Here is a 25,400-nt window from a genome sequence, read left to right as displayed (position 1 = left end):
CGGCGCTCATTCGCCCATCGCCCTGATCAGGCTGTTGGGCCGCATGTCGGTCCAGTTCGTCTCGATGTGCTCCAGGCAGGCCTGCCTGGTGTCCTCGCCGAAGGCGACGGTCCAGCCCGCCGGGATCTCGGCCCAGGCGGGCCACAGGGAGTACTGGCCCTCGTCGTTGATCAGCGCGAGGTAGGAGCCGTCGGGGTCCTCGAAGGGGTTGGTCATCGTAGTTCCTTCCTGAGCAGCGCGGCGATCTCCGCGGCCGGTCCGGGGTTCAGCATGCTCGCGTGGTCGCAGGCGACCGTGTGGTCGGTGATCGTTCCAGTGACGTACGGTTTCCAGTCGGCGGCCGTGGGGCTGTCCGCCTCTCGGCCGTGGGCGGCGGTGACGAAGAGTACGTCCCCGTCGAAACACCGCGGCTCGTACTCCTGAGAGATCTTCACACCGTTTCGGTAGTTACGGTAGACCGCGAGCAGCGTCTGTTCGTCGAGAGTGGCGTACCGGCCGCCCTGGTCGCGTACGAACGCGACGACGTCGTCGATCTCCCTCGAGCCCCGGTAGCCGATCGCGGCGAGCAGTTCGGGCAGCACGTCCCGCTCGTCCGGCGCGGCCTCCCTGCCGGGATAGGCGTCGAGCATCGCCAGCAGCGCGACCTCATCGCCGCTCTCGCGCAGCTCGACGGCGATGGCGTGGGCGATCAGCCCGCCCATCGACCAGCCCGCCAGCCGGTAGGGTCCCCGCGGCCGGACGCGGCGCAGGTGCGCGAGGTAGTCCAGGGCCATGGCCTCGATCGAGGGGGCCGTGTAGTCCGGCTCGGACAGCGCCCGTGCCTGGAGGGCGTAGACCGGCTGGTCCGGGCCGAGGTGGCGGAGCAGGCCGGAGTACGGCCAGCCGAGGCCGGCGCCGGGGTGCACGCAGAACAGCGGCGCCGCGCCTCCCGTCCGGCGCAGCGGGAGCAGGACCTCGCGTCCCGTGGAGGCGTCCGTGCGGCCGGGGTCGTCCGGGTCGTCCGGGGAGCCGATGCGGGCCAGGGCCTCGGCCGTCTGGCAGGCGAACACCTCGCGGGGGCTGATCTCCAGTCCTTCTCGCCGGGCGCGGGAGACGAGCCGGATGACCGTGATGCTGTCGCCGCCCAGGTCGAAGAAGCCGTCGTCGGCACCGACCCGCTCCAGGCCGAGGACCTCGGCGAACAGGCGGCAGAACCGCTCCTCCCCGGAGGTGCGGGGGGCGCGGCCGGACACCGGGGCGTCCGGCTTCGGGAGGGCGGCGTGGTCGACCTTGCCGTTCGGGGTGAGCGGCAGCGCGTCCAGGACCACGACCGTCTGCGGGACCATGTACTCGGGCAGCGTCTCCGCCGCGAACGCCCGCAGGTCCTCCGGCACGACGGCACCGCCGCGGGCCCCGGCCCCCGTGGCCGTCCCGGCGGGTGGGCCGTGGTCGGCGCCCGCCGTACCCTCCTGGGCGCCCACCACGTAGGCGACCAGCCGGTTGTCCCGGGCCAGCACCGACACCTGCGCCACCGAGGGGTGCCGGGCCAGCGTCGCCTCGATCTCGCCCGGCTCGATCCGGAATCCGCGGATCTTGATCTGGAGGTCGGCCCGGCCCAAGTACTCCAGTTCGCCGTCCGCCGTCCACCGGACCAGGTCCCCGGTCCGGTACATCCGCTCGCCGTCGCCGTACGGGCAGGCCACGAACCGCTCGGCGGTCAGATCCGCCCGTCCCCGGTATCCCCGGGCGAGGCCCGCGCCCGACAGGTACAGCTCGCCGGCCGCGCCCGGCGGAACCGGCCGCAGGAGGCGGTCGAGCACGTGGGCCCGCATGCCGTCCATGGCCCGGCCGATGGGCGGTGCGCTCCCGCCGGCCTCGGAGACGGCGTGGTAGGTGGCGTAGGTGGTGGTCTCGGTGGGCCCGTAGACGTGGCCGAGGGCGGTTCCCTCGCAGGTGCCGAGGACCCGGCGCATGGCCTCGGGAGAGGCGGCCTCGCCGCCGGTGAGGACCTCCGTGAGGGGCGCGAACGCGCCCGGGTCCTCCTCCGCGACCAGGTTGAACAGGGCGGTCGTGATGAACAGCGCGGTCAGGCGGTGCTCGCGTGCGAGCCGGGCGAGCGCGGCCGGGCCGAGCTCGCCCGGCGGGGCGACGACGACCGTGCCACCGGTCAGCAGCGGCACCCAGATCTCATAGGTGGAGGCGTCGAAGGCGTGCGGCGAGTGCATCAGCACCCGCCGGTGCCCTTCGCCCCAGCGCCGGTCGGCGGCGAGGGCGAGGACGTCGCGGTGGCGTACGGCGACGCCCTTGGGCGTGCCGGTCGAGCCCGAGGTGTAGATCACGTAGGCGAGCTGGTCCGGGTGGACCCGGACGTGCGGGTCGTACTCCGGCACGAAACGCACCTCACCGCCCGCGTCAGCGCCGGGGGCCGCAGTCGAGTCCACGCGGACCACCGCGGCGCCGTGGGCGAAGCCCGGCTCGCGGTCGGTGACCAGGACGGGCGCGCCCGTGTCGGCCATCACCCAGCTCATCCGCTCCGGCGGGTAGCCGTGGTGGACGGGCACGTACGCGCCTCCGGCCTTGGCGATCGCCAGGGTCGCCACGACCACCTCGGCCGACCGCTCCAGCAGCACCGCGACCGGGGTCTCCGGCCCCACGCCGAGTTCGGTCAGCCGGTGGGCGAGCCGGTTGGCCCGCCCGTTGAGCGCGGCGTAGGTGAGGGAGAACCCGTCACCGGTGACCGCCTCGGCGTCCGGTGTCCTCTCCGCCTGCTCGGCGAAGGCGCTCACGATCGTCGCCTCCCGCGCGTCGGCCGCCCGGTCTCCGGCGTCCGGTACGGCCTCCGCCCCGACCAGGGCGCGCTCGTCTCCGGAGAGCAGGTCGAGCCGGGCCAGCGGCAGGTCCGGGTCGGCGGCGACGGCCTTGAGAAGCCGGGTCAGCCGGTTGAGCAGGCGCAACGCGTCGGCGCGGGGAAAGATGTCCGGGCGGTGGTCCAGGCGCAGGGAGAGCCGCCCGCCCGGGACGACCGCCAGAGCGAGGGGGTAGTGGGTGGCGTCGCTCCCCCCGGCCCCGGTGAGCCGGAGCCCGTCGCCCGCCTCGGCCTCCGCGGTGTCCGGCGGGTAGTTCTCCAGGACCGTCATGGTGTCGAACAACGCGCCGGAGCCGTGCCGCCGCTGGATCTCCGCCAGGCCGAGGTGGTGGTGGGGCAGCAGCTCGGCCTGTTCGGCCTGCAGACGCGTCAGCAGGCCGGACAGCGTCTCGTCGGGGCGCAGCCGTACCCGGACCGGGAGGGTGTTGATGAACAGCCCGACCATGCGCTCCACTCCGGGCAGCTCGGCCGGGCGGCCGGAGACGGTGCCGCCGAAGACGACGTCGTCGCGGCCGGTGATCAGGGCGAGCAGGATCGCCCACGCCCCCTGGATCACGGTGTTGAGGGTGAGGGAGCGGGAGCGCAGGACGGCGGTGAGCCGGCCGGTGAAGTCCTCGCTGAGGTGGGCCCGGACCCTGCCGGGCTCGGCGGGGGCCCTGCCCTCGAGACCGGGGGCGATCAGGGTGGGCCCGTCGAGACCGCTCAGGGCCCGCTCCCAGGCCGCTCCGGCGGCGGCGCGGTCCTGCCGGACGAGCCAGGCCAGGTAGTTCTTGTACGGCGGGGCGGGCGGGGGCTCGAATCCGGTGTAGAGGGCGAGGAACTCGGCGGCCAGGAGGGGGGTGGACCAGCCGTCCAGCAGGATGTGGTGGTTGGTGATGATCAGCCGGTGCCGCTGCGGCGCGAGCCGCACCAGCGCGAACCGGATCAGCGGCGGCCGGGCCAGGTCGAACCGGCGGGCCCGCTCCCGCGCGGCCACCTGGTCGGGATCCTCGCCCGAGACCTCCAGCCAGGGCGGATCGACCCGGCGGTGGACGAGCTGCACGGGATCACCGTTCGCCCGCTGCCGGAAGGAGGTACGCAGGTTGGGGTGGCGCCCGAGCAACCGGGCGGCGGCCCGCCTGAGCCTCGCCGCGTCGAGCGGGCCTTCCAGTTCGAGGACGAGCTGGGCGGTGTAGACGTCGGGCGCGGCCTCGTCGAACACCGCGTGGAAGTACAGGCCCTGCTGGAGCGGTGAGAGCGGCAGGATGTCCTCGAGCTGGGACGCCGCGGGCGTGGCTTTGGCGGGGGGCGCGCCTCCGGCGGCCGTCGGGCCGCCGGGAACGGTGAGGGTCATGGAGCCGGTGACGGTCTCGGGACCGCTGAAGGTGACGGGGCCGGTCGGGTTCATCGGGCGCTCCACTCCGCGTCGAGTTCCGCCGCGAACGCGTCGATCTCTTCCTGGCTGATGGGGACCAGCAGGTCCGAGGGGGTCAGGCCGCCGCCGGTGTGCAGGGACAGCCCGGACAGGGCCGCGAACCACGCCTCGGCCAGTTCCCTGACCCGCTCCTCGCTGTACAGCCGGCCCGCCCATGACCAGGTCGCCCGCAGACGCGGCCCCTCGGGCGTGTCCCGGGTGAGGGCGTTGACCTCCAACGCGTGCGGCAGCGCGAGGTCCGGGGCGTGCCCGCCGCCCACTGCCTCGGCCTCGTCCGCCGGGGACCAGTCCGCCCCCGGGGCGGCGCCGACCCGGCCGAGGTAGTTGAAGGCCAGCTCCGGAGGGGGGTAGGCGGCCAGCTCGGCCGAGGCCACGGGGTCGAGGTGGCGCAGCAGGCCGTACCCGATGCCGTTGTCCGGGATCGCCCGGAGCTGCTCCTTGACCCGCTTGATCGCCCGGGCCGCGGTGGGGCCGGACAGGTCGCTCCAGTCCGCCGGACCGGGATCGAGCCGGACGGGGTACACGGTCGTGAACCAGCCGACGGTCCTGGACAGGTCCACGCCGGGGAAGATCTCCTCCCTGCCGTGCCCTTCGAGGTCGATCAGGACCGACTCCCGCCCGGTGCACCTGGCCGCGGCGAGGGCGAGCCCGGCCAGCAGCACGTCGTTGACCCGGCCGTGGAAGGCGGCGGGAACGGTGGTGAGCAGCGGTTCCGTGATCTCGGGGGGCAGTTCGAGGGTGAGGTTGCGCTGGGTGCCGAAGGTGTCCCGCGCGGGGTCCAGACAGGTCGCGCCCCCCGCCCCCACCCCGGCACCAGCACCAGCACCAGCACCAGCCACGGCCCCTTCCGGAGCCGGCTCTGCATCGCCCGCGTCCTTCACCGGCCCCGGTGGAAGAGCGGGAACGCTCCCCGCACGGCCTGGTTCGCGATCCTCCCCTGCGGGTCCCGGATTGTGGTCGTCTCCTGCCAGGATCCGGGTCCACAGACCGATCTCGCCTCTTCTGACCTGCGCTTCGGCGTGGAGTCTGCGGGCCCAGGTCCGGAACGAGGTCGGCACCGGAGCGAGCTGCGGGGTCTCCCCCCGGCCCGCCGCCTCCCACGCCGCGAACAGGTCCGGCAACACGATCCGCCACGACACCCCGTCCACCGACAGATGATGGACGGTCACCACCAGCCGCCCGGACACCTCCGGCCCGGCATCCAGCCACGCCACCTGCACCATCCGCCCGCGCCCCGGATCCAGCCCCGCCCGCGACCGCCCCGCCTCCCGACTCATCAGAGCGGCCCACACCGCCTCGGCCACCGGTACGGCTCCCGCCTCCGCCGTCCTCTCCTGCCCGATCGCAGCTCCAGCTCCAGCTCCAGCTCCAGCTCCAGCTCCAGCTCCAGCTCCAGCTCCAGCTCCAGCTCCAGCTCCAGCCAGAGCATCGGCGACCTCGACCCTGCGCACACACTCAACCGCCCGCACCACCCCGACCGGCAGCACCTCCAACCCCCCGGGCCCCTCCCCCACCAGGGGATTGCGCTCAGCAATACCTATTGCCGAGCGCAATCCCCCACCACAGACCAGGCGCAGCGCGTCATGCCGGTCGAGTACGGCCTGCACCGCCACCGTCAACCGCTCCAGCCCCAGCTCCGGCGGCACCCGCAGCACCACCGTCTGACTGAAATCATCGGTGGGGCCGGGCAGTCCCCCCAGCCAGTGCATGATGGGAGTCGCCTGGACCGGGCCGGTGCCTGCGCCCTCCGGCTCGGCCTCGACCCCGGTCTCCTCCACCGCCACCAGCGCCAGCGCCCGCACGCTCTGCTGCTGGAACACATCCTTCGGGGAGAACACCAGCCCCACCTGCCGAGCCCGCGCCACCAACTGGATCGCCAGAATGCTGTCCCCGCCCAAATCGAAGAACCCGTCGTCCACCCCGACCGACGCCAGCCCCAGCACCTCGGCGAACACCCCGCACAAGGCCGCCTCCCGCGCACCGGACGGCGTACCTGCAGAGGTGGCGATCTCCGGCGCCGGCAACGCGGACCGGTCCAGCTTGCCGTTGCCCGTCAACGGCAACGCCTCCAGCACCACCACCGCCGACGGCACCATGTACTCCGGCAACCTCTCCCGCGCGAACGCCCGCACCTCCTCCGACGCCAACGCCGCGATCTCCCGGAACTCCCCCGCCGCCGCCATACGGCCCGCAGCCGGGGCCTCCACCACGTACGCCACCAGCCTCCGATCGCCCGGCCGGTCCTCCCGCGCGATAACCGCCACATCCGCCACCCCCGGATGGCCTGCGATCACCGCCTCCACCTCACCCGGCTCGATCCGGAACCCCCGCACCTTCACCTGCTGATCGACCCGCCCCAGATACACCAACCGGCCGTCCCGGCCCCACCGCGCCCGATCCCCCGACCGATACATCCGCGCCCCCGGCGGACCGAACGGACAGGCCACAAACCGCTCCGCCGTCAGCCCCGACCGCCCCGCATACCCCCGCGCCAACCCGGGACCGGCCACATACAGCTCTCCGGCCACCCCGGCCGGCACCGGACGCAACCACTCATCCAGCACGAACACCCGAAGATCAGAGATCCCCACCCCGATCAGCCCGGCGGGGCCGTCCGGCTCCAACCGCGCGTACGTCACATGCACCGTCGTCTCGGTGATCCCATACATGTTCACCAGCACCGGCGCGGTCTCCGGGTAACGGTCGTACCAGTCCGCCAGCCGTCCCGGCTCCAGCGCCTCACCACCGAAGATCACATATCTCAGCGGCAGGCCGGCGTCCGCCCGCTCCCGCTCGGCCTGCATCAGCTGGTAGAAGGCCGACGGGGTCTGGTTCAGCACCGTCACCCCCTGCTCGGCCAGCAGATCGGCGAACTCCCCCGGCGACCGGCTCACCTCGAACGGCACCACCACCAGCCGACCCCCGGACAGCAACGCCCCCCACAACTCCCACACCGAGAAATCGAACGCGTAGGAGTGGAACAACGTCCACACATCCGTCTCGTCGAAACCGAAGCAAGGCTGGGTGGAATCCAGCAACCGCGTCACGTTGCCATGCGGCACCACCACCCCCTTGGGCCGCCCCGTCGACCCCGACGTGAAAATCACATACGCCGGATGCTCCGGCCGCACCCGCCGAACCGGACCGGCGACCGGGGAGAGGACGGCCTCACCCGGGGCAGAGCCGGCCGAAGCCCCGCCGCCCGTGCCGGCGAACGCGACACCCTCCGGCAGTCCGGCACCCGGCCCGCCGCCGGCCCTCGCCTCCACCGGCACGAGCGACGCCGTGCCGTCGGCGTCCAGCACCACCACCGGCAGACCCGCAGACACCGCCCCCACCAACTCCGGCACCGTCACCACCACCATCGGCGCCGCGTCCTCCACGATGAACCCCACCCGCTCGGCCGGATACGCCGGATCGATCGGCACATACGCACCCCCGGCCTTGAGGACCCCCACCACCGCCACCACCAGCTCCACCGACCGCGGCACCAGCAACGCCACACACCGCTCCGGCCCCACCCCCAACCCCGCCAGCACCCCCGCCAACCGGTCGGCACGCGCATCCAACCCGCCATAGGTCAACTCCACCGGCCCGCACACCACCGCCACCGCCCCCGGCGACCGCGCCACCTGCGCCTCGAAGCGGTCCACGATCGTGCCGGGAACGGACTCCGCTCCGGCTCCCGCCCACTCTCCGAGGAGGGTCCCTCTTTCGGCCTCGTCGAGGATCTCGATCTCGCCGACCCTCAGGCCCGGATCGGCCGCGACCGCCCGCAGCAGCCGGACGAACCGGGCCGCGATCTCCTCGGCCGTCACGCGGTCGAACAGGTCGAGGCTGAACTCCAGGCCACCGGTGAGTCCACCGGCCGGCTGTTCGGCGAGGGTGAGCTGGAGGTCGAACTTCGCAGTCGCCGGCGTGAAGGGCTCGATCGTCACGGACAGACCGTCGAGGTGCAGCGCGGCGGCAGGGTTGTTCTGGAAGGTCAGGGCGACCTGGAAGAGCGGGTGGCGGGCCATCGACCGCACCGGGTTGACGATCTCCACCAGCCGCTCGAACGGCAGGTCCTGATGCGCGTACGCCGCCAGATCGGTCTCCCGCACCCGGCCCACCAGCTCGCGGAAGCTCGGATTCCCGCCCGTGTCGGCCCGCAGCACCAGCGTGTTGACGAACATCCCCACCAGATCGTCCAGCGCCTCGTCCGTCCGGCCCGCGATCGGGCTGCCGATCGGGATGTCGGTGCCCGCGCCCAGCCGGGTCAGCAACGCCGCCAGCCCGGCCCGCACCACCATGAACAGGCTCGCGTTCGCCTCCCGTGCCAGTTTCACCAGCCTGGCGTGCAGTTCCCCGTCGATCTCCAGGTGGACCGTGTCACCCCGGTAGGAGGCGGCGGCCGGGCGGGGCCGGTCGGCCGGCAGCTCCAGCTGCTCGGGCAACCCCGCCAGCGCCGACCGCCAGAACGCCACCTGACGACCCGCCACACTCTCCGGATCCGACTCCTCCCCCAGCAACTCCCGCTGCCACAACGCGTAGTCGGCGTACTGCACCGGCAACGGCGCGAACGACGGCGCGGCGCCTTCGGCGCGGGCGGCGTACGCCGTGATCACATCCCTGGCCAGCGGGGCCATCGACCAGCCGTCCCCGGCGATGTGGTGCAGGACCAGCAGCAGGATCCGGGTCGAGGGGTCGATCTCGAAGAGGAAGATACGCAGGGGCGGCTCCACGGCGAGGTCGAAACCCCGGCCGACCACCGCGGCCAACGCGGCTTCGAGTCCGTCCGCACCCACCGGGACGATCTCGATCAGAGGGTTCGCCGGGTCGAGGATGTGCTGGTACGGAACCCCGTCCACCTCCGGGAACACCGTCCGCAGACTCTCATGACGCCCCACCACATCCCCCAGCGCCAACCCCAGCGCCGCCACATCCACCCCACCCGACAACCGCAACGCCACCGGCAGGTTGTACACCGCCGACCCCGGCTCCAACCGATTCAAAAACCACAACCGCCGCTGCGCGAACGACAACGGCACCCGCCCCGACCGCACCCCCGCACCCAACGCCGGACGCCGCACCCCACCCCCGGAGCCAACCGCCTCCGCCACCCGCACCGCCAGCCCCGCCACACCCGGCGCCTCGAACACCGCCCGCACCGGCAACTCCACACCCAGACCCGACCGCACCCGACTCACCAACCGCGTCGCCAGCAGCGAATCCCCACCCAGATCGAAGAACGAATCCCCCACCCCCACCTCATCGAGCCCCAGAACATCCGCGTAGAGACCGCACAAGATCTCCTCCACCGGCGTCCGCGGCCCCCGCCCCGCCCCTGCCTCCACCTCCGGCGCCGGCAACGCCCTCCGATCCAGCTTCCCGTTCCGCGTCACCGGCAGCGCCGCCAGCATCACCACCGCCGACGGCACCATGTACTCCGGCAACACCTCCCGCACCAGAGCCCGGATCTCCTTCGCGTCCGGCGCCACCACCTCCCCGTCCCCGCCCGCCGGCACGAGCGCGGGCACCACATACGCCACCAGCCGTCTGTCGCCCGGCCGGTCCTCCCGCGCCACCACCGCCACCGCCGACACCCCCGGATGACGGCCGATCACCGCCTCGACCTCACCCGGCTCGATCCGGAACCCCCGCACCTTCACCTGCTGATCAGTCCGGCCCAGATACTCCACAACCCCATCAGCCCGCCACCGCACCAGGTCCCCGGTCCGATACATCCGCGCCCCCACCGGACCGAACGGACACGCCACGAACCGCTCCGCGGTCAACCCCGCCCGCCCCAGATACCCCCGCGCCAACTGCGGACCGGCCAGATACAACTCCCCCGCCACCCCCACCGGCACCGGCCGCAACCACCCGTCCAGCACATACACCCGGACGTCCCGCAGGGGTGAGCCGATCGGCGGGATCTCGCCGGGGACGAGCGGGCCGCTCATGGTGACGGCGATCGTGGCCTCGGTCGGGCCGTAGGCATTGATCATCAGGCGACCCGGGGCCCATCGGTCCACCAGGTCGGGGCCGCATGCGTCGCCGCCGACCACCAGAGCCCGGAAACCCGTCAGCGGCGCGTCGGGCACGCCTGCCAGGGCGGCCGGAGGGATCAGGGCATGGGTGATGCGCTCGTTCTCCAGCACCTCGGCGAGCGCCGTCCCGCCGTACACCCCGGCAGGCGGGATGACGAGGGCGGCTCCGGCGGCGAAGGCCATGAGCATCTCCATGACCGAGGCGTCGAAGCTCGGCGAGGCGAACTGGAGCACCCTGCTGCCCCGGTCGACCCCGAGCCGGTCGCGCTGGGACTCTGCGAACGCGGCGATGCCCTCGTGGGTCACGACCACGCCCTTCGGCTTGCCGGTGGATCCCGAGGTGTAGATCACGTAAGCCGGATGCCGCGGATCGATCCCGGCTCCGGCTCCCGCTCCGGTCCCTCTCCCGGCCCCGGTCTCGGAGCCGGTCTCGGAGCCGGTCTCGGAGCCGGTGAGGCTCTCCTCCCCGGATGCCGCCGCCCCGGCCAGGAACGCCTCGTCGATCACCAGGGACGGGGTCGCGTCGTCGAGCATGTACGCGATCCGCCCGGCCGGGTAGCCCGGGTCGATCGGCAGGTAGGCGCCGCCCGCCTTGCCCACGGCCAGCGCCGCGACGACGAGGTCCGCCGAGCGCGGCAGCACCAGCGCGACCAGGTGCTCCGGCCCCACGCCGCGTTCGGCCAGCAGGCGAGCCAGCCGGTCGGCGCGGGCGTTCAACTCACCGTAAGTGAGCACCGTCTCGCCGTCGGCCAGCGCGGTGGCCCCGGGGTTCCGCTCGACCGCGGCCTCGAAGAGGCCGGGCAGGGTACGGCCGGGCAGCGGGGAGCCGGTGTCGTTCCATTCCTCGACGATCCGGCGTCGTTCGGCCTCGTCGAGGATGTCGAGGTGGCCGACAGGGAGATCGGGGTCGGCGACCAGGGCGGCGAGCAGCGACCGCAGGCGGCCGAGCAGCCGCTGCGCCTCCTCCCCGGTGAACAGGTCGGGCCGGTGGTCCAGGCGGAGGGTCAGCCGGTCGCCGGGGATGGCCGCGAGGGCGAGGGGGTAGTGGTGGGCGTCGGCCGAGCCGAAGCCCGTCAGCCGGAGGTCGCCGAGGACCGTGCCCGCCGCGGACGGGTCGAACGGATAGTTCTCCAGGACGGTGACGGTGTCGAACAGGACACCGCGGTGGATCTCGGTCAGTCCGAGGTGATGGTGCGGCAGCAGCTCGGCCTGCTCGTCCTGAAGCCGTTCGAGCAGCTCACCGATGGGTTCTTCGGGGCGGAGCCGTACCCGGACCGGGACCGTGTTGATGAACAGGCCGACCATGCGCTCCACGTCCGGCAGGTCCGCCGGCCGTCCCGACACGATCGCGCCGAACACCACATCGTCGCGGCCGGTCAGCCGGGAGATCAGGATCGCCCACAATGCCTGCAGGAGGGTGTTGACCGTGACCCCGCGGCGGCGGGCCAGCCTGGTGAGCGCGCGGGTCGGCCCGGCCTCCAGCTCCGCGGTCACCCGGGCGGGCGGGACGGGGTCGGCGGGGGCGTGCGGGGCGACGAGGGTGGGCTCTTCGAGACCGCTCAGGGCCCGCTCCCACGCCTCGCGCGCCGCCGTGCGGTCCTGCCGGCCGAGCCAGGCCAGGTAGTTCTTGTACGGCGGGGCGGGCGGTGCCTCCACGCCCAGGTAGAGGGCGAACAGCTCGGTGACCAGGAGGGGGGTGGACCAGCCGTCCAGCAGGATGTGGTGGTTGGTGATGATCAGCCGGTGCCGCTGCGGCGCGAGCCGCACCAGCGCGAACCGGATCAGCGGCGGCCGGGCCAGGTCGAACCGGCGGGCCCGCTCCCGCGCGGCCACCTGGTCGGGATCCTCGCCCGAGACCTCCAGCCAGGGCGGATCGACCCGCTCGGGGACGACCTGGACCGGACGGCTGAGGTCCTCGTGCCAGAAGGCGGCACGCAGGTTGGGGTGACGTTCGAGCAGCCGGGCGACGGCGTCCCTGAGCATCTCCGTGTCGAGGGGGCCCTCGAGGTCGAGGGTGACCTGGGCGGTGTAGACGTCGTGCTCGTCGTGCATGGCGTGGAAGAACAGACCCTGCTGCAGCGGCGAGAGCGGAAGGATGTCCTGGACCTGCGTCATCGTCTCTCCCACGCGGCCTGGATGCGGTCGATCTCCTCCTGGTCCAGGTCGACCAGGAGGTCACTCGGCGTGTATCCGCCGGAGCCGTGCTCGGCGAGCCCGCTAAGGGCCTCGAACCAGGTCTCGGCCAACTCCGCCGCCTCGGTCTCGTCGAGCACCCCGTCCGGCCAGGACCAGGCGGCCTCCAGGTGGGGACCGTCCGCCCTGTCGTGGGTGGTCACATTGATCTCCAGAACGTGGGAGACCGGCATCTCCGGGTCGTGCCCGCCGAGTTCCGCGGGGACGATGTTCCAGTCGCCCGCGGCGACCTTCACCCGGCCGAGGTAGTTGAAGACGATCTGTGGCCGCGGCAGATCCGCCAGCTCGGCCGAGGTCACGGGGTCGAGGTGGCGCAGCAGGCCGTACCCGATGCCGTTGTCCGGGATCGCCCGGATCTGCTCCTTGACCCGCTTGATCGCCCGGGCGGCGGCGCGCTCGCCGGACCAGCCCTCGGTGCCCGCGTCGAGCCGGACCGGATACATGGTCGTGAACCAGCCGACGGTCCTGGACAGATCCACGCCGGGGAACAGGTCGTCCTGGCGGCCGTGTCCCTCCAGGTCCAGCAGGACCGAGGTGCCCCGGCCGCCGCGCTTCCTGCGCCAGTGGGCCACGGCGAGGGCGAGCCCGGCGAGCAGCACGTCGTTGACCCGCCCGTGGAAGGCGGCGGGAAGTGTGGTGAGAAGCGGCTCGGTCCTGCTGGGCGGCAGGGTTCGCCGGAGCGTGCGGACCGTCGCCATGACGTCCTTGCGGGGGTCGAGGGGCCGCCGGCCGATACGCGGGTCGGGGCCGTCGAGGATCTCGACCCAGGAGTCGAGCTCCCCTGCCCGCTCCCCCGCTTCGGCGTGGAGTCCGCGGGCCCAGGTCCGGAACGAGGTCGGCACCGGAGCGAGCTGCGGGGTCTCCCCCCGGCCCGCCGCCTCCCACGCCGCGAACAGGTCCGGCAACACGATCCGCCACGACACCCCGTCCACCGACAGATGATGGACGGTCACCACCAGCCGCCCGGACACCTCCGGCCCGGCATCCAGCCACGCCACCTGCACCATCCGCCCGCGCCCCGGATCCAGCCCCGCCCGCGACCGCCCCGCCTCCCGACTCATCAGAGCGGCCCACACCTCCTCGGCCACCGGTACGGCTCCCGCCTCCGCCTTCCTCTCCTGCCCGATCGCAGCTCCAGCTCCAGCTCCAGCTCCAGCTCCAGCTCCAGCTCCAGCTCCAGCTCCAGCTCCAGCTCCAGCTCCAGCCAGATCATCGGCGACCTCGACCCTGCGCACACACTCAACCGCCCGCACCACCCCGACCGGCAGCACCTCCAACCCCCCGGACCCCTCCCCCACCAGGGGATTGCGCTCAGCAATACCTATTGCCGAGCGCAATCCCCCACCACAGACCAGGCGCAGCGCGTCATGCCGGTCGAGTACGGCCTGCACCGCCACCGTCAACCGCTCCAGCCCCAGCTCCGGCGGCACCCGCAGCACCACCGTCTGGCTGAACCCGTTGACGGGCCCTTCCCTCTCCGCGAGCCAGGCCATGATCGGCGTGGGAGGCACCGGACCGGTCCCGGCGCCCTCCGGCTCGGCCTCGGCGTACTCCTCCTCAGCTGCGACCAGCGCCAGCGCCCGCACGCTCTGCTGCTGGAACACATCCTTCGGGGAGAACACCAGCCCCACCTGCCGAGCCCGCGCCACCAACTGGATCGCCAGAATGCTGTCCCCGCCCAAATCGAAGAACCCGTCGTCCACCCCGACCGACGCCAGCCCCAGCACCTCGGCGAACACCCGCTCCAGCAGCGCCTCCCGGTCGTTCGACGGCCCCCGCCCCGAGACGCTGATCTCCGGCGCCGGCAACGCGGACCGGTCCAGCTTGCCGTTGCCCGTCAACGGCAACGCCTCCAGCACCACCACCGCCGACGGCACCATGTACTCCGGCAACCTCTCCCGCGCGAACGCCCGCACCTCCTCCGACGCCAACGCCGCGATCTCCCGGAACTCCCCCGCCGCCGCCATACGGCCCGCAGCCGGGGCCTCCACCACGTACGCCACCAGCCTCCGATCGCCCGGCCGGTCCTCCCGCGCGATAACCGCCACATCCGCCACCCCCGGATGGCCTGCGATCACCGCCTCCACCTCACCCGGCTCGATCCGGAACCCCCGCACCTTCACCTGCTGATCGACCCGCCCCAGATACACCAACCGGCCGTCCCGGCCCCACCGCGCCCGATCCCCCGACCGATACATCCGCGCCCCCGGCGGACCGAACGGACAGGCCACAAACCGCTCCGCCGTCAGCCCCGACCGCCCCGCATACCCCCGCGCCAACCCGGGACCGGCCACATACAGCTCTCCGGCCACCCCGGCCGGCACCGGACGCAACCACTCATCCAGCACGAACACCCGAAGATCAGAGATCCCCACCCCGATCAGCCCGGCGGGGCCGTCCGGCTCCAACCGCGCGTACGTCACATGCACCGTCGTCTCGGTGATCCCATACATGTTCACCAGCACCGGCGCGGTCTCCGGGTAACGGTCGTACCAGTCCGCCAGCCGTCCCGGCTCCAGCGCCTCACCACCGAAGATCACATATCTCAGCGGCAGGCCGGCGTCCGCCCGCTCCCGCTCGGCCTGCATCAGCTGGTAGAAGGCCGACGGGGTCTGGTTCAGCACCGTCACCCCCTGCTCGGCCAGCAGATCGGCGAACTCCCCCGGCGACCGGCTCACCTCGAACGGCACCACCACCAGCCGACCCCCGGACAGCAACGCCCCCCACAACTCCCACACCGAGAAATCGAACGCGTAGGAGTGGAACAACGTCCACACATCCGTCTCGTCGAAACCGAAGCAAGGCTGGGTGGAATCCAGCAACCGCGTCACGTTGCCATGCGGCACCACCACCCCCTTGGGCCGCCCCGTCGACCCCGACGTGAAAATCACATACGCCGGATGCTCCGGCCGCACCCGCCGAACCGGACCGGCGACCGGGGAGAGGACGGCCTCACCCGGGGCAGAGCCGGCCGAAGCCCCGCCGCCCGTGCCGGCGAACGCGACACCCTCCGGCAGTCCGGCACCCGGCCCGCCGCCGGCCCTCGCCTCCACCGGCACGAGCGACGCCGTGCCGTCGGCGTCCAGCACCACCACCGGCAGACCCGCAGACACCGCCCCCACCAACTCCGGCACCGTCACCACCACCATCGGCGCCGCGTCCTCCACGATGAACCCCACCCGCTCGGCCGGATACGCCGGATCGATCGGCACATACGCACCCCCGGCCTTGAGGACCCCCACCACCGCCACCACCAGCTCCACCGACCGCGGCACCAGCAACGCCACACACCGCTCCGGCCCCACCCCCAACCCCGCCAGCACCCCCGCCAACCGGTCGGCACGCGCATCCAACCCGCCATAGGTCAACTCCACCGGCCCGCACACCACCGCCACCGCCCCCGGCGACCGCGCCACCTGCGCCTCGAACTCCTCGACGATCGTGGAAGGGGCGCCGGGCGCCGTTCCGGTCCCGGCCCAGTCGTGGAGGATCGTGTCGCGCTCGGTCTCCTCCAGGATCTCGATCTCGCCGATCCGCAGCCCGGGATCGGCCGCGACCGCCCGCAGCAGCCGCACGAACCGAACCGCGAGCCCCTCCGCCGTCTCCCGGTCGAACAAGTCGGCGGCGTATTCAAGGACCCCTTCGAGCCCGCCGTCCGTCTCGGTCAGGGAGACCAGCAAGTCGAACTTGGCGACTCCCGGGTCCAGCGGCTCCGTCTCGATCGCGAGGCCGTCGAGCTCCAGCGCGGCGGCAGGGTTGTTCTGGAAGGTCAGGGCGACCTGGAAGAGCGGGTGGCGGGCCATCGACCGCACCGGGTTGACGATCTCCACCAGCCGCTCGAACGGCAGGTCCTGATGCGCGTACGCCGCCAGATCGGTCTCCCGCACCCGGCCCACCAGCTCGCGGAAGCTCGGATTCCCGCCCGTGTCGGCCCGCAGCACCAGCGTGTTGACGAACATCCCCACCAGATCGTCCAGCGCCTCGTCCGTCCGGCCCGCGATCGGGCTGCCGATCGGGATGTCGGTGCCCGCGCCCAGCCGGGTCAGCAACGCCGCCAGCCCGGCCCGCACCACCATGAACAGGCTCGCGTTCGCCTCCCGCGCCAGCGCCGCCAGTCCCTCGCGCACCCCGGCGTCGAGGACCACCGGGACCGATCCGCCCCGGTAGGAGGCGACGGCCGGGCGGGGCCGGTCGGCCGGCAGCTCCAGCTGCTCGGGCAACCCCGCCAGCGCCGACCGCCAGAACGCCACCTGACGACCCGCCACACTCTCCGGATCCGACTCCTCCCCCAGCAACTCCCGCTGCCACAACGCGTAGTCGGCGTACTGCACCGGCAACGGCGCGAACGACGGGACACGGTTCCGGGACCGTGCCAGGTAGGCGGTGATCAGGTCCCTGGCCAGCGGAGCCATCGACCAGCCGTCCCCGGCGACGTGGTGCAGGACCAGGGCCAGCACGTGCCGGTCGGGGGAGAGGGTGAACAGCCTCGCCCGGAGCGGCGGCTCGGCCGTCAGGTCGAACCCCCGGCTCGCGAAGGCGGTCAGGGCCGCAGTGAGCCCGGGCTCCTCGACGTGCACGGTGTCCAGGCGGAGCCCGGCCGTCTCCAGCGCCGTGCCGGTGTCGAGGATGTGCTGGTACGGAACCCCGTCCACCTCCGGGAACACCGTCCGCAGACTCTCATGACGCCCCACCACATCCCCCAGCGCCAACCCCAGCGCCGCCACATCCACCCCACCCGACAACCGCAACGCCACCGGCAGGTTGTACACCGCCGACCCCGGCTCCAACCGATTCAAAAACCACAACCGCCGCTGCGCGAACGACAACGGCACCCGCCCCGACCGCACCCCCGCACCCAACGCCGGACGCCGCACCCCACCCCCGGAGCCAACCGCCTCCGCCACCCGCACCGCCAGCCCCGCCACACCCGGCGCCTCGAACACCGCCCGCACCGGCAACTCCACACCCAGACCCGACCGCACCCGACTCACCAACCGCGTCGCCAGCAGCGAATCCCCACCCAGATCGAAGAACGAATCCCCCACCCCCACCTCATCGAGCCCCAGAACATCCGCGTAGAGACCGCACAAGATCTCCTCCACCGGCGTCCGCGGCCCCCGCCCCGACGTGGAGAAGCCGGGAGCCGGGAGTGCGGCCCTGTTCAGCTTCCCGTTGGCCGAGAGCGGCAGCTCGTCGAGCAGCACCACCGCCGACGGCACCATGTACTCCGGCAACGCCTCCCGCACCAGTGCCCGGACCTCTTCCGCAGACGGCACCACCGCCCCCGGAGTTGACACCGCTCCTCTCTCCGAGGACGGCGCCCCCTCTCCCATCGCGACCACACCCTCGTCCGGCAGCACCGGCACGGCGAGCATCCCTGCGGACTCCCCCGGTGCCGCCATACGACCGGCCTCCGCGGCCCCCACCACGTACGCCACCAGCCGTCTGTCGCCCGGCCGGTCCTCCCGCGCCACCACCGCCACCGCCGACACCCCCGGATGACGGCCGATCACCGCCTCGACCTCACCCGGCTCGATCCGGAACCCCCGCACCTTCACCTGCTGATCAGTCCGGCCCAGATACTCCACAACCCCATCAGCCCGCCACCGCACCAGGTCCCCGGTCCGATACATCCGCGCCCCCACCGGACCGAACGGACACGCCACGAACCGCTCCGCGGTCAACCCCGCCCGCCCCAGATACCCCCGCGCCAACTGCGGACCGGCCAGATACAACTCCCCCGCCACCCCCACCGGCACCGGCCGCAACCACCCGTCCAGCACATACACCCGGGTGTTCCAGACCGGACGGCCGATCGGGACGGACACCGCGCCGGGCTCGGGGCGGTGCTCCCAGAAGGTGACGTCCACCGCGGCCTCGGTCGGGCCGTAGAGGTTGTGCACCGGCACGCCCAGCAGGGCGGCCGCCTGCCCGGCGAGATCCGGCGGGAGCACCTCGCCGCTGCACAGGACCCGCCGCAGCGGCCCCGGTTGCGGGTTCCCCGCGAGGAAGGCAGCCAGCATGGACGGGACGAAGTGCACGGTGGTGACGGCCTCGTCCCGGATGAGCCCAGCGAGGTAGGCCGGGTCGCGGTGGCCGTCGGGCCGGGCGACGACCAGCGCGGCACCGACCTGGAGCGGCCAGAAGAACTCCCAGACCGAGACGTCGAACCCGGCCGGTGTCTTCTGCAGGACCCGGTCGTCGGCGCGCAGGCCGTACTCAGCCTGCGTCCAGAGCAGACGGTTGACGATCGCGCGGTGGGAGACGACGACTCCCTTGGGGCGGCCGGTCGAGCCGGAGGTGTAGATCACGTAGGCGGGGTTGTCCGGTGCGGGCCGCAGGTCCAGGTTCTCCGGTGAGCGGCCGGAGGGGTCCGCGGTGGCCAGCCAGAGGTGGTCGATCACCAGGGCGGGCCGGGCGTCGCCGAGCATCTCCTCGATGCGCGCGGACGGGAGGCCGGGGTCGATCGGCAGGTAGGCGCCGCCCGCCTTGACCACGGCGTACATGGCGATGATCAGGTCCGGCGAGCGGGGCAACATCAGCCCGACGATCCGCTCGGGTCCGACACCGTGCTCGGCCAGCAGGCGGGCCAGCCGGTTGGCGCGGGCGTTCAGCTCGGCGTAGCTCAGCTCGGCGCCCTCGGACACCAGTGCCTTCGCCTCCGGCGTGCGGGCGGCCTGCGCCTCGAACAGCTCCACCAGCGTCACGGCGGGTACGGCCGCCGCCGTCTCGTTCCACCCGCGAAGAACGAGGTCGCGCTCGGCGGCGGGAAGCATGTCGAGCCCGCCGACGACCCTGCGCGAGCGGGCCGGCTCGCCCGGGCGGATCGCGTCCCCGTGGACGGTCGCGTCCCTCGTCGCGGGTGCACCGCCCGGTTCCGCCCCGGCCTCTGCGGCGAGTGCGGCGAGCACGTGCCGGAGCCGGTCCAGCAGGCGTACGGCCTCCGCCTCGGTGAACACGTCCGGCCGGTACTGCAGGCGGAAGCCGAGCCGTTCTCCGGGGATCACCAGCAGCGTGACCGGATAGTGGGTGGCGTCGGCCACGTCGGCCGCGGTCAGCGTCAGGTCGCCGATCGCGGTGCGCGGGTCGAGGGGGTAGTTCTCCATCACCAGCAGCGTGTCGAAAAGGGCGCCCCGGTGGATCTCGGTCAGTCCGAGGTGGTGGTGGGGCAGCAGCTCGGCCTGCTCGTCGCGGAGCCTGCGCAGCAGGTCGCCGACCGGCTCGCCCGGCTGGAGCCGTACCCGGACCGGGAGGGTGTTGATGAACAGCCCCACCATGCGCTCCACTCCGGGCAGCTCGGCCGGGCGGCCGGAGACGGTGCCGCCGAAGACGACGTCGTCGCGGCCGGTGAGCTGGGCGAGCAGCAGGCCGAAGGCGGCCTGGAGGACCGTGTTCAGGGTGGTGGAGCAGTCGCGGGCCAGCGTGGTGAGCGCGCGGGTCGGCCCGGCCTCCAGCTCCGCGGTCACCCGGGCGGGCGGGACGGGGTCGGCGGGGGCGTGCGGGGCGACGAGGGTGGGCTCTTCGAGACCGCTCAGGGCCCGCTCCCACGCCTCGCGCGCCGCCGTGCGGTCCTGCCGGCCGAGCCAGGCCAGGTAGTTCTTGTACGGCGGGGCGGGCGGTGCCTCCACGCCCAGGTAGAGGGCGAACAGCTCGGTGACCAGGAGGGGGGTGGACCAGCCGTCCAGCAGGATGTGGTGGTTGGTGATGATCAGCCGGTGCCGCTGCGGCGCGAGCCGCACCAGCGCGAACCGGATCAGCGGCGGCCGGGCCAGGTCGAACCGGCGGGCCCGCTCCCGCGCGGCCACCTGGTCGGGATCCTCGCCCGAGACCTCCAGCCAGGGCGGATCGACCCGGCGGTGGACGAGCTGCACGGGATCACCGTGGGGTTCGTGGAGCTCGAAGGAGACGCGCAGGACGGGATGCCTGCGGACCAGCCGCTCGGCGGCTTCCCGCAGGCGTGCCGCGTCCAGCGGACCGGACAGGTCGAGCGTGAGCTGGGCGGTGTAGACGTCCACGTCGAGCAGGGAGTGGAAGAACAGGCCGCGCTGGAGGGGGGCCGGCGGCCAGACGTCCTGAAGGTCCAGGTCGCCGAGCCCGTCGAGGTCGTCCTGGGTCAGCGGGGCGAGCACGTCGGAGGGTGTGAGGCCGCTTCCGGCGTGCCGGGAGATGCCGGTGAGCGCCTCGGCCCACGCGGTGGCCAGGGCGGCGATCTCGTCCTCGGTGTAGGCGGTCCCGGACCAGGTCCAGGTGGCGCGAAGGGTGTCGCCGAGGGCGACGGCGTCGATCTGGATGCCGTGCCTGAGCGGGGCTCCGGCGTCCTGCCCGCCGGACAGGCCGTCGCCGGCCGGTTCCCAGTCCCCGCCCGAGGTGGTGATCCGGCCGAGGTAGTTGAAGCCGATCTCCGGCTGCGGGAGCGCGGCGAGCACCGGGGCGGTGCCGGGGTTGAGGTAGCGCAGCAGACCGTAGCTCAGCGGTCCGGGAAGGGCGCGCAGCTGCTCCTTGACCCGCTTGACGGCCCGTCCCGCCGAGGGCCCGCCGCCGCACAGGTCCGCCCAGTCGAGCTCGCCCGCGTCGATCCTGGCCGGGTGCATGTCGGTGAACCAGCCGACGGTCCTGGACAGGTCCGCACCGAGGAGGAACTCCTCCTCGCGGCCGTGCCCCTCGATGTCCACGAGCACGTCGCGGCGCCCGCTCCACCGCGCGACCGCCGCCGCGAGCCCGGCGAGCAGCACCTCGTCGGGCCTCCCCCGGAACGCGGCGGGCACCCTGGCCAGCAGCGGTCCGGCGACCTCGGCCGCCAGCTCCACGACCAGCTCCCGCCGCTCCCCCCACGTCCCCCACCGTCCGGGTACGGCGTCTTCGCTCACGCCCGGGACGCCGCTCCCGCCGTCTGCGGAGGGGTGGGTGGAGACGTGTCCGGCGGGCTCCGCGTCGACCGGCGGGGCGGGGGCGCGGACGGGCTGCGGGCCGGCGAGGAGGGTGGTCCAGGTGCCGAGATCCGCTGTCCCGGCCTGCGCCTCGGCGTGGAGGTGGCGGGCCCAGGCGCGGAAGGAGGTGGCCACCGGGGCGAGGGCGGCGGGGCGGCCCTCCTTCGCGGCGGACCAGGCGGCGAACAGGTCGGGCAGGAGGATGCGCCAGGAGACGCCGTCGACGACCAGGTGGTGGAAGACCAGCAGGAGGCGGCCCGAGCGTTCCGGGCCCGCGTCCAGCCAGACGACCCGGGCCGTCGAACCGGCCACCGGATCGAGCTCCGCCCGGGCCAGGGCGGCGTGTTCCTCGACCGCGCCGGACAGTTCCGCCTCGGACGGTCCCGGCTCCGCCGGGCCGCCCGCGACCGCGACGCGCCGCACGCAGTCCGCCGCCCGGACCGCTCCAGGAGGCATGACCTCCAGTCTCGTGCTCCACCCGGTGGCCGTGTCCGCCGCCCCGTCCGGAACCTCCTGCGGGGTATCCGCCGCCCCGCGGGAGACCCCGGACGGGGCGCGGTCCGCCACTCTCAGCCGGAGCGCGTCGTGGTGGTCCAGTACGGCCTGCAGCGCGTCCGTCAGGTGGCCGAGGCCGAGTTCCGGCGGGACCCGGAGCGTCACGCTCTGGCAGAACCCGGCGACCGGCCCGCCCGGCTCCGCCAGCCACGCGATGATCGGAGTCGCCGGGATCGCTCCCACGCCGTCGTCGCCCGCCGCCGCGGGCCCGGTGACCTCCTGAGCGGCGAGTGCGAGCGCCTCGGGGCTCTGGTGCTGGAACACCTGTTTCGGGGTGATCGCGAGGCCGGCTTCGCGGGCCCTGGCGACGAGCTGGATCGCGGCGATGCTGTCGCCGCCCAGGTCGAAGAAGCCGTCGTCGGCGCCGGCCCGGTCGAGTCCGAGCACCTCGGCGAAGAGCGCGCACAGCAGCCGTTCCCGCTCCCCGGAGGGTTCCCTGCCCCCGCTGTCCCGGTCCGGTGCGGGAAGGGCGTACCGGTCGAGCTTGCCGTTGGCGTTCAGCGGGAGCGCGTCGAGGACGACGACGGCGCCCGGCACCATGTACTCCGGCAGCGACCGCCGGGCGAAGGCCCTCAGTGCGTCCGGCGAGGCCGTGCCCACCACGTAGGCCGCCAGCCGCCGGTCTCCCGGCCGGTCGCTGCGGGCCAGCACCACCGCCTGCTCTACTCCGGGGCAGGCGGCGAGCACCGCCTCGATCTCGCCCGGCTCGATCCGGAACCCTCGGATCTTGACCTGCTGGTCGGCCCGGTCGAGGTACGCCAGCTGGCCGTCGGCGCGCCAGCGGACCAGGTCGCCGGTGCGGTACATGCGCCCACCGGGTGTGAACGGGTCGGCGACGAACCGCTCGGCGGTCAGCCCGGGCCGGTTCAGGTACCCCCGGGCCACGCTCGGGCCGGCGACGTAGAGCTCGCCGGTCCCGCCGGGCGGGACCGGGCGCAGCCCGGAGTCCAGGACGTACAGCCGGGTGTCGTAGACGGGACGGCCGATCGGGAGGTCGGCGGGCGAGGTCAGGGGATCGCTGGTGGTGACCACGACGGTGGTTTCGGTCGGCCCGTACACGTTGATCATCCGGCGGCCGCCGGCCCAGCTCCGGACCAGCTCGGGGCGGCAGGCCTCGCCGCCGACCAGCAGCGTGCGCAGTTCCGGCAGCGGCGTCCGCGGGACCGTCGCCAGCGCCGCGGGCGTGACGAACGCGTGCGTGATCCCCGCCTCGGCGAGGAACCGGCCGAGCGGCTCGCCGCCGTACACGCCGGTGGGGGCGAGCACGAGCGCCGCGCCGGAGGAGAAGGCCATCAGCCACTCCAGCACGGCCCCGTCGAACCCGATCGAGGCGAACTGCAGGACTCGCGCGTCCGAGGTCACCGCGTACCTGTCGATCTCGGTCCGAGCGTAGGCGGGCAGGCCCGCGTGGGTGACCACCACGCCCTTGGGCCGGCCGGTGGAGCCGGAGGTGTAGACGACGTAGGCGGGGTGGCCGGGCCGGATCGGGACGCCTGGGTCGGTGGCGGGCCCGCCACCGGCCCAGGCGTCCAGGTCGACGATCTCCGGTCCGGAGGCGCCACCGGTCCCGGTCCACCGGATCTCCTCCAGCGCCGCGGCGGTCCCGCCGCCGGCGACCACGATCGGCGGAGCCGCGTCGGCGAGCATCATCGCCAGCCGCTCGGCGGGGTGCTCGGGGTCGAGCGGCAGGTACGCGGCCCCGGACTTCAGGATGGCCAGGAACGCCACGACCATGTCGGACGAGCGCGGGACCGACAGGCCGACGTAGCGGTCCGGGCCCGCGCCCAGGGTGATCAGGTGGTGCGCGAGCCGGTTGGCACGGGCGTTCAGCTCCGCGTAGGTGATCTCGTTCTCCCCGGCGACCAGCGCGACGGCTCCGGGCTCGCGCCGCACCTGCTCTTCGAACAGGTCCACGGCGGTGCCGGGCGGCACGTCGCGCGGGGCGGAGCCCCACTCGGCCAGGAGCGTGCGCTCGGCCTCGTCGAGCAGCTCGATCGTGCCGAGGCGGCGGTCCGGTCCCGCCGTGGCGACCTGGGCGAGGAAGCGCAGGAACCGGTCGTGGTGGTCGGCCAGCTCGGCCTCGCCGTACAGCTCGGGATGGCCGTCGAAGTCGATGCGCACGCCGCGGCCGTCGGAGCCGTCGTAGAGGTTGATCGACAGGTCCTCGACCGGGCCGGTGGCCAGCGCGTGCGCGGTGGCGGCGTGTCCGGCGAACTTCAGGTCGTAGTCGAACCGCATGATGTTGACCACCGGCCCGAACAGGCGCCCGCGCACCTCGCGCCGCAGGTCCTCGTAGCGGTAGCGCTGGTGCACCAGCAGCCGCCCGACCTCCCGGGTGACCTGCCCGACCAGCTCGCCGAGGGTGGTCTCCGGCCGTACGGTGAGGCGGAGCGGGAGAACATTGGAGAGCATCCCCGGGGTACGGCGGGCGGCCGGCGTGGTCCGGGCGGTGACCGCCAGCCCGAGGACCACCTCCTGCGCCCCGCCGAGCCGGGCGACGAAGGCGGCGACGGCCGCGATCATCAGCCCGGAGACGGCGGTCCCCCGGGCGAGCGCCGCCTCGGTCAGCGCGGTGGCGTCGTCCTCCCCCATCCGGGCGCTCCACCGGTGGAACCGGGAGGTGGCCGGCGCGTCTCCGGCACCGGCTCGGGCGAGCGTGCTGTGCGCGACGTCGGGCAGGTCCCGGAGCCGGTCCAGCCAGTAACGGCGGTCGGCCTCGTGACGGGCGGAGGCGCGGTAGGCGGCTTCCTCTTCCAGCAGGGTCGCCAGCGAGCCCAGGTTCCCCGGTTCCGGGTCACGGCCCTCGGCCAGCGCGGTGTACACCTCGGCCAGCCGCTGGGCGATCATCGGCCCGCTGTAGCCGTCCATGATCACGTGGTGGCAGCGCAGGTACCAGAAGTACCGGTCGTCGGCCACCCGCAGCAGCGCGGTGGCGACCAGCTCGCCGGGAGAGAAGGGCGCCTCCAGATCGGCCCGCATCCACTCCAGGGCGGCCCGCTCGTCTCCCGGGTCCAGGAACGGGCACTCCAGCTCCCGTCGCTCGACGACCTGCCACTCCCCCGCGGGCCGCCCGTCGTCGGCGATCCGGCCGTCCTCGGCGATCCGCAGGTGGACGGCGTCGACCTCGCGGGCCGCCAGCCGAACCGCCGCGGCGAAGACCTCCGGGTCCACCGGGCCCGATATCTCGATGTACTGGGCGATGTGGATCGGATCTCCGGGGGCCAGCCGCTGGGCCCGCCAAATTCCACTCTGCGCCGCAGACAATGGCAGGAAGGAATCCGGAATGTGCACCGTCGCCACGCTTTCCACCCGGGCCGAGAAATGCCTGATGGGTGCGTATCAGCACCTCAAGAGGGCAGAAGCGCATTGTGTGCGAGGACCTGCCCATCATTTGTTACCGGGAAGTAAATCACACGTGTGATCTACCTCGCAAT

General features: G+C 73.3%; 4 protein-coding genes. All 4 read right to left on the bottom strand.

All coding sequences use genetic code 11. The features are described from left to right. Positions 1–6: 6 nt before the first annotated feature. From HS041_RS24595 to HS041_RS39810, 4 genes are read right to left on the bottom strand one after another with little or no spacing between them, the layout of a single operon-like run. Entirely contained in the window at positions 7–216 is a 210-nt protein-coding gene (locus HS041_RS24595) for an MbtH family protein (protein WP_196443161.1), read from the bottom strand. Continuing rightward, the gene (locus HS041_RS24590) at positions 213–4,232 is read right to left on the bottom strand and encodes a non-ribosomal peptide synthetase (protein ID WP_230879583.1); all 4,020 of its coding nucleotides are present in this window, start codon (positions 4,230–4,232) and stop codon (positions 213–215) included. Before HS041_RS24590 ends, HS041_RS24595 begins: the two co-directional genes overlap by 4 nt. After that, complete coding sequence (locus HS041_RS24575) at positions 4,229–12,406, bottom strand: non-ribosomal peptide synthetase (protein WP_230879582.1); 8,178 nt, start codon at positions 12,404–12,406, stop codon at positions 4,229–4,231. Before HS041_RS24575 ends, HS041_RS24590 begins: the two co-directional genes overlap by 4 nt. Next, entirely contained in the window at positions 12,403–25,230 is a 12,828-nt protein-coding gene (locus HS041_RS39810) for a non-ribosomal peptide synthetase (protein ID WP_196443160.1), read from the bottom strand. Before HS041_RS39810 ends, HS041_RS24575 begins: the two co-directional genes overlap by 4 nt. Positions 25,231–25,400 lie beyond the last annotated feature (170 nt).

Origin of the sequence: Planomonospora sp. ID67723, from assembly GCF_015711605.1 — a bacterium.
Taxonomy (GTDB): domain Bacteria; phylum Actinomycetota; class Actinomycetes; order Streptosporangiales; family Streptosporangiaceae; genus Planomonospora_A.
The sequence above is the reverse complement of the archived record's forward strand: the minus strand, read 5'-3'. Positions and strand labels throughout refer to the sequence as shown.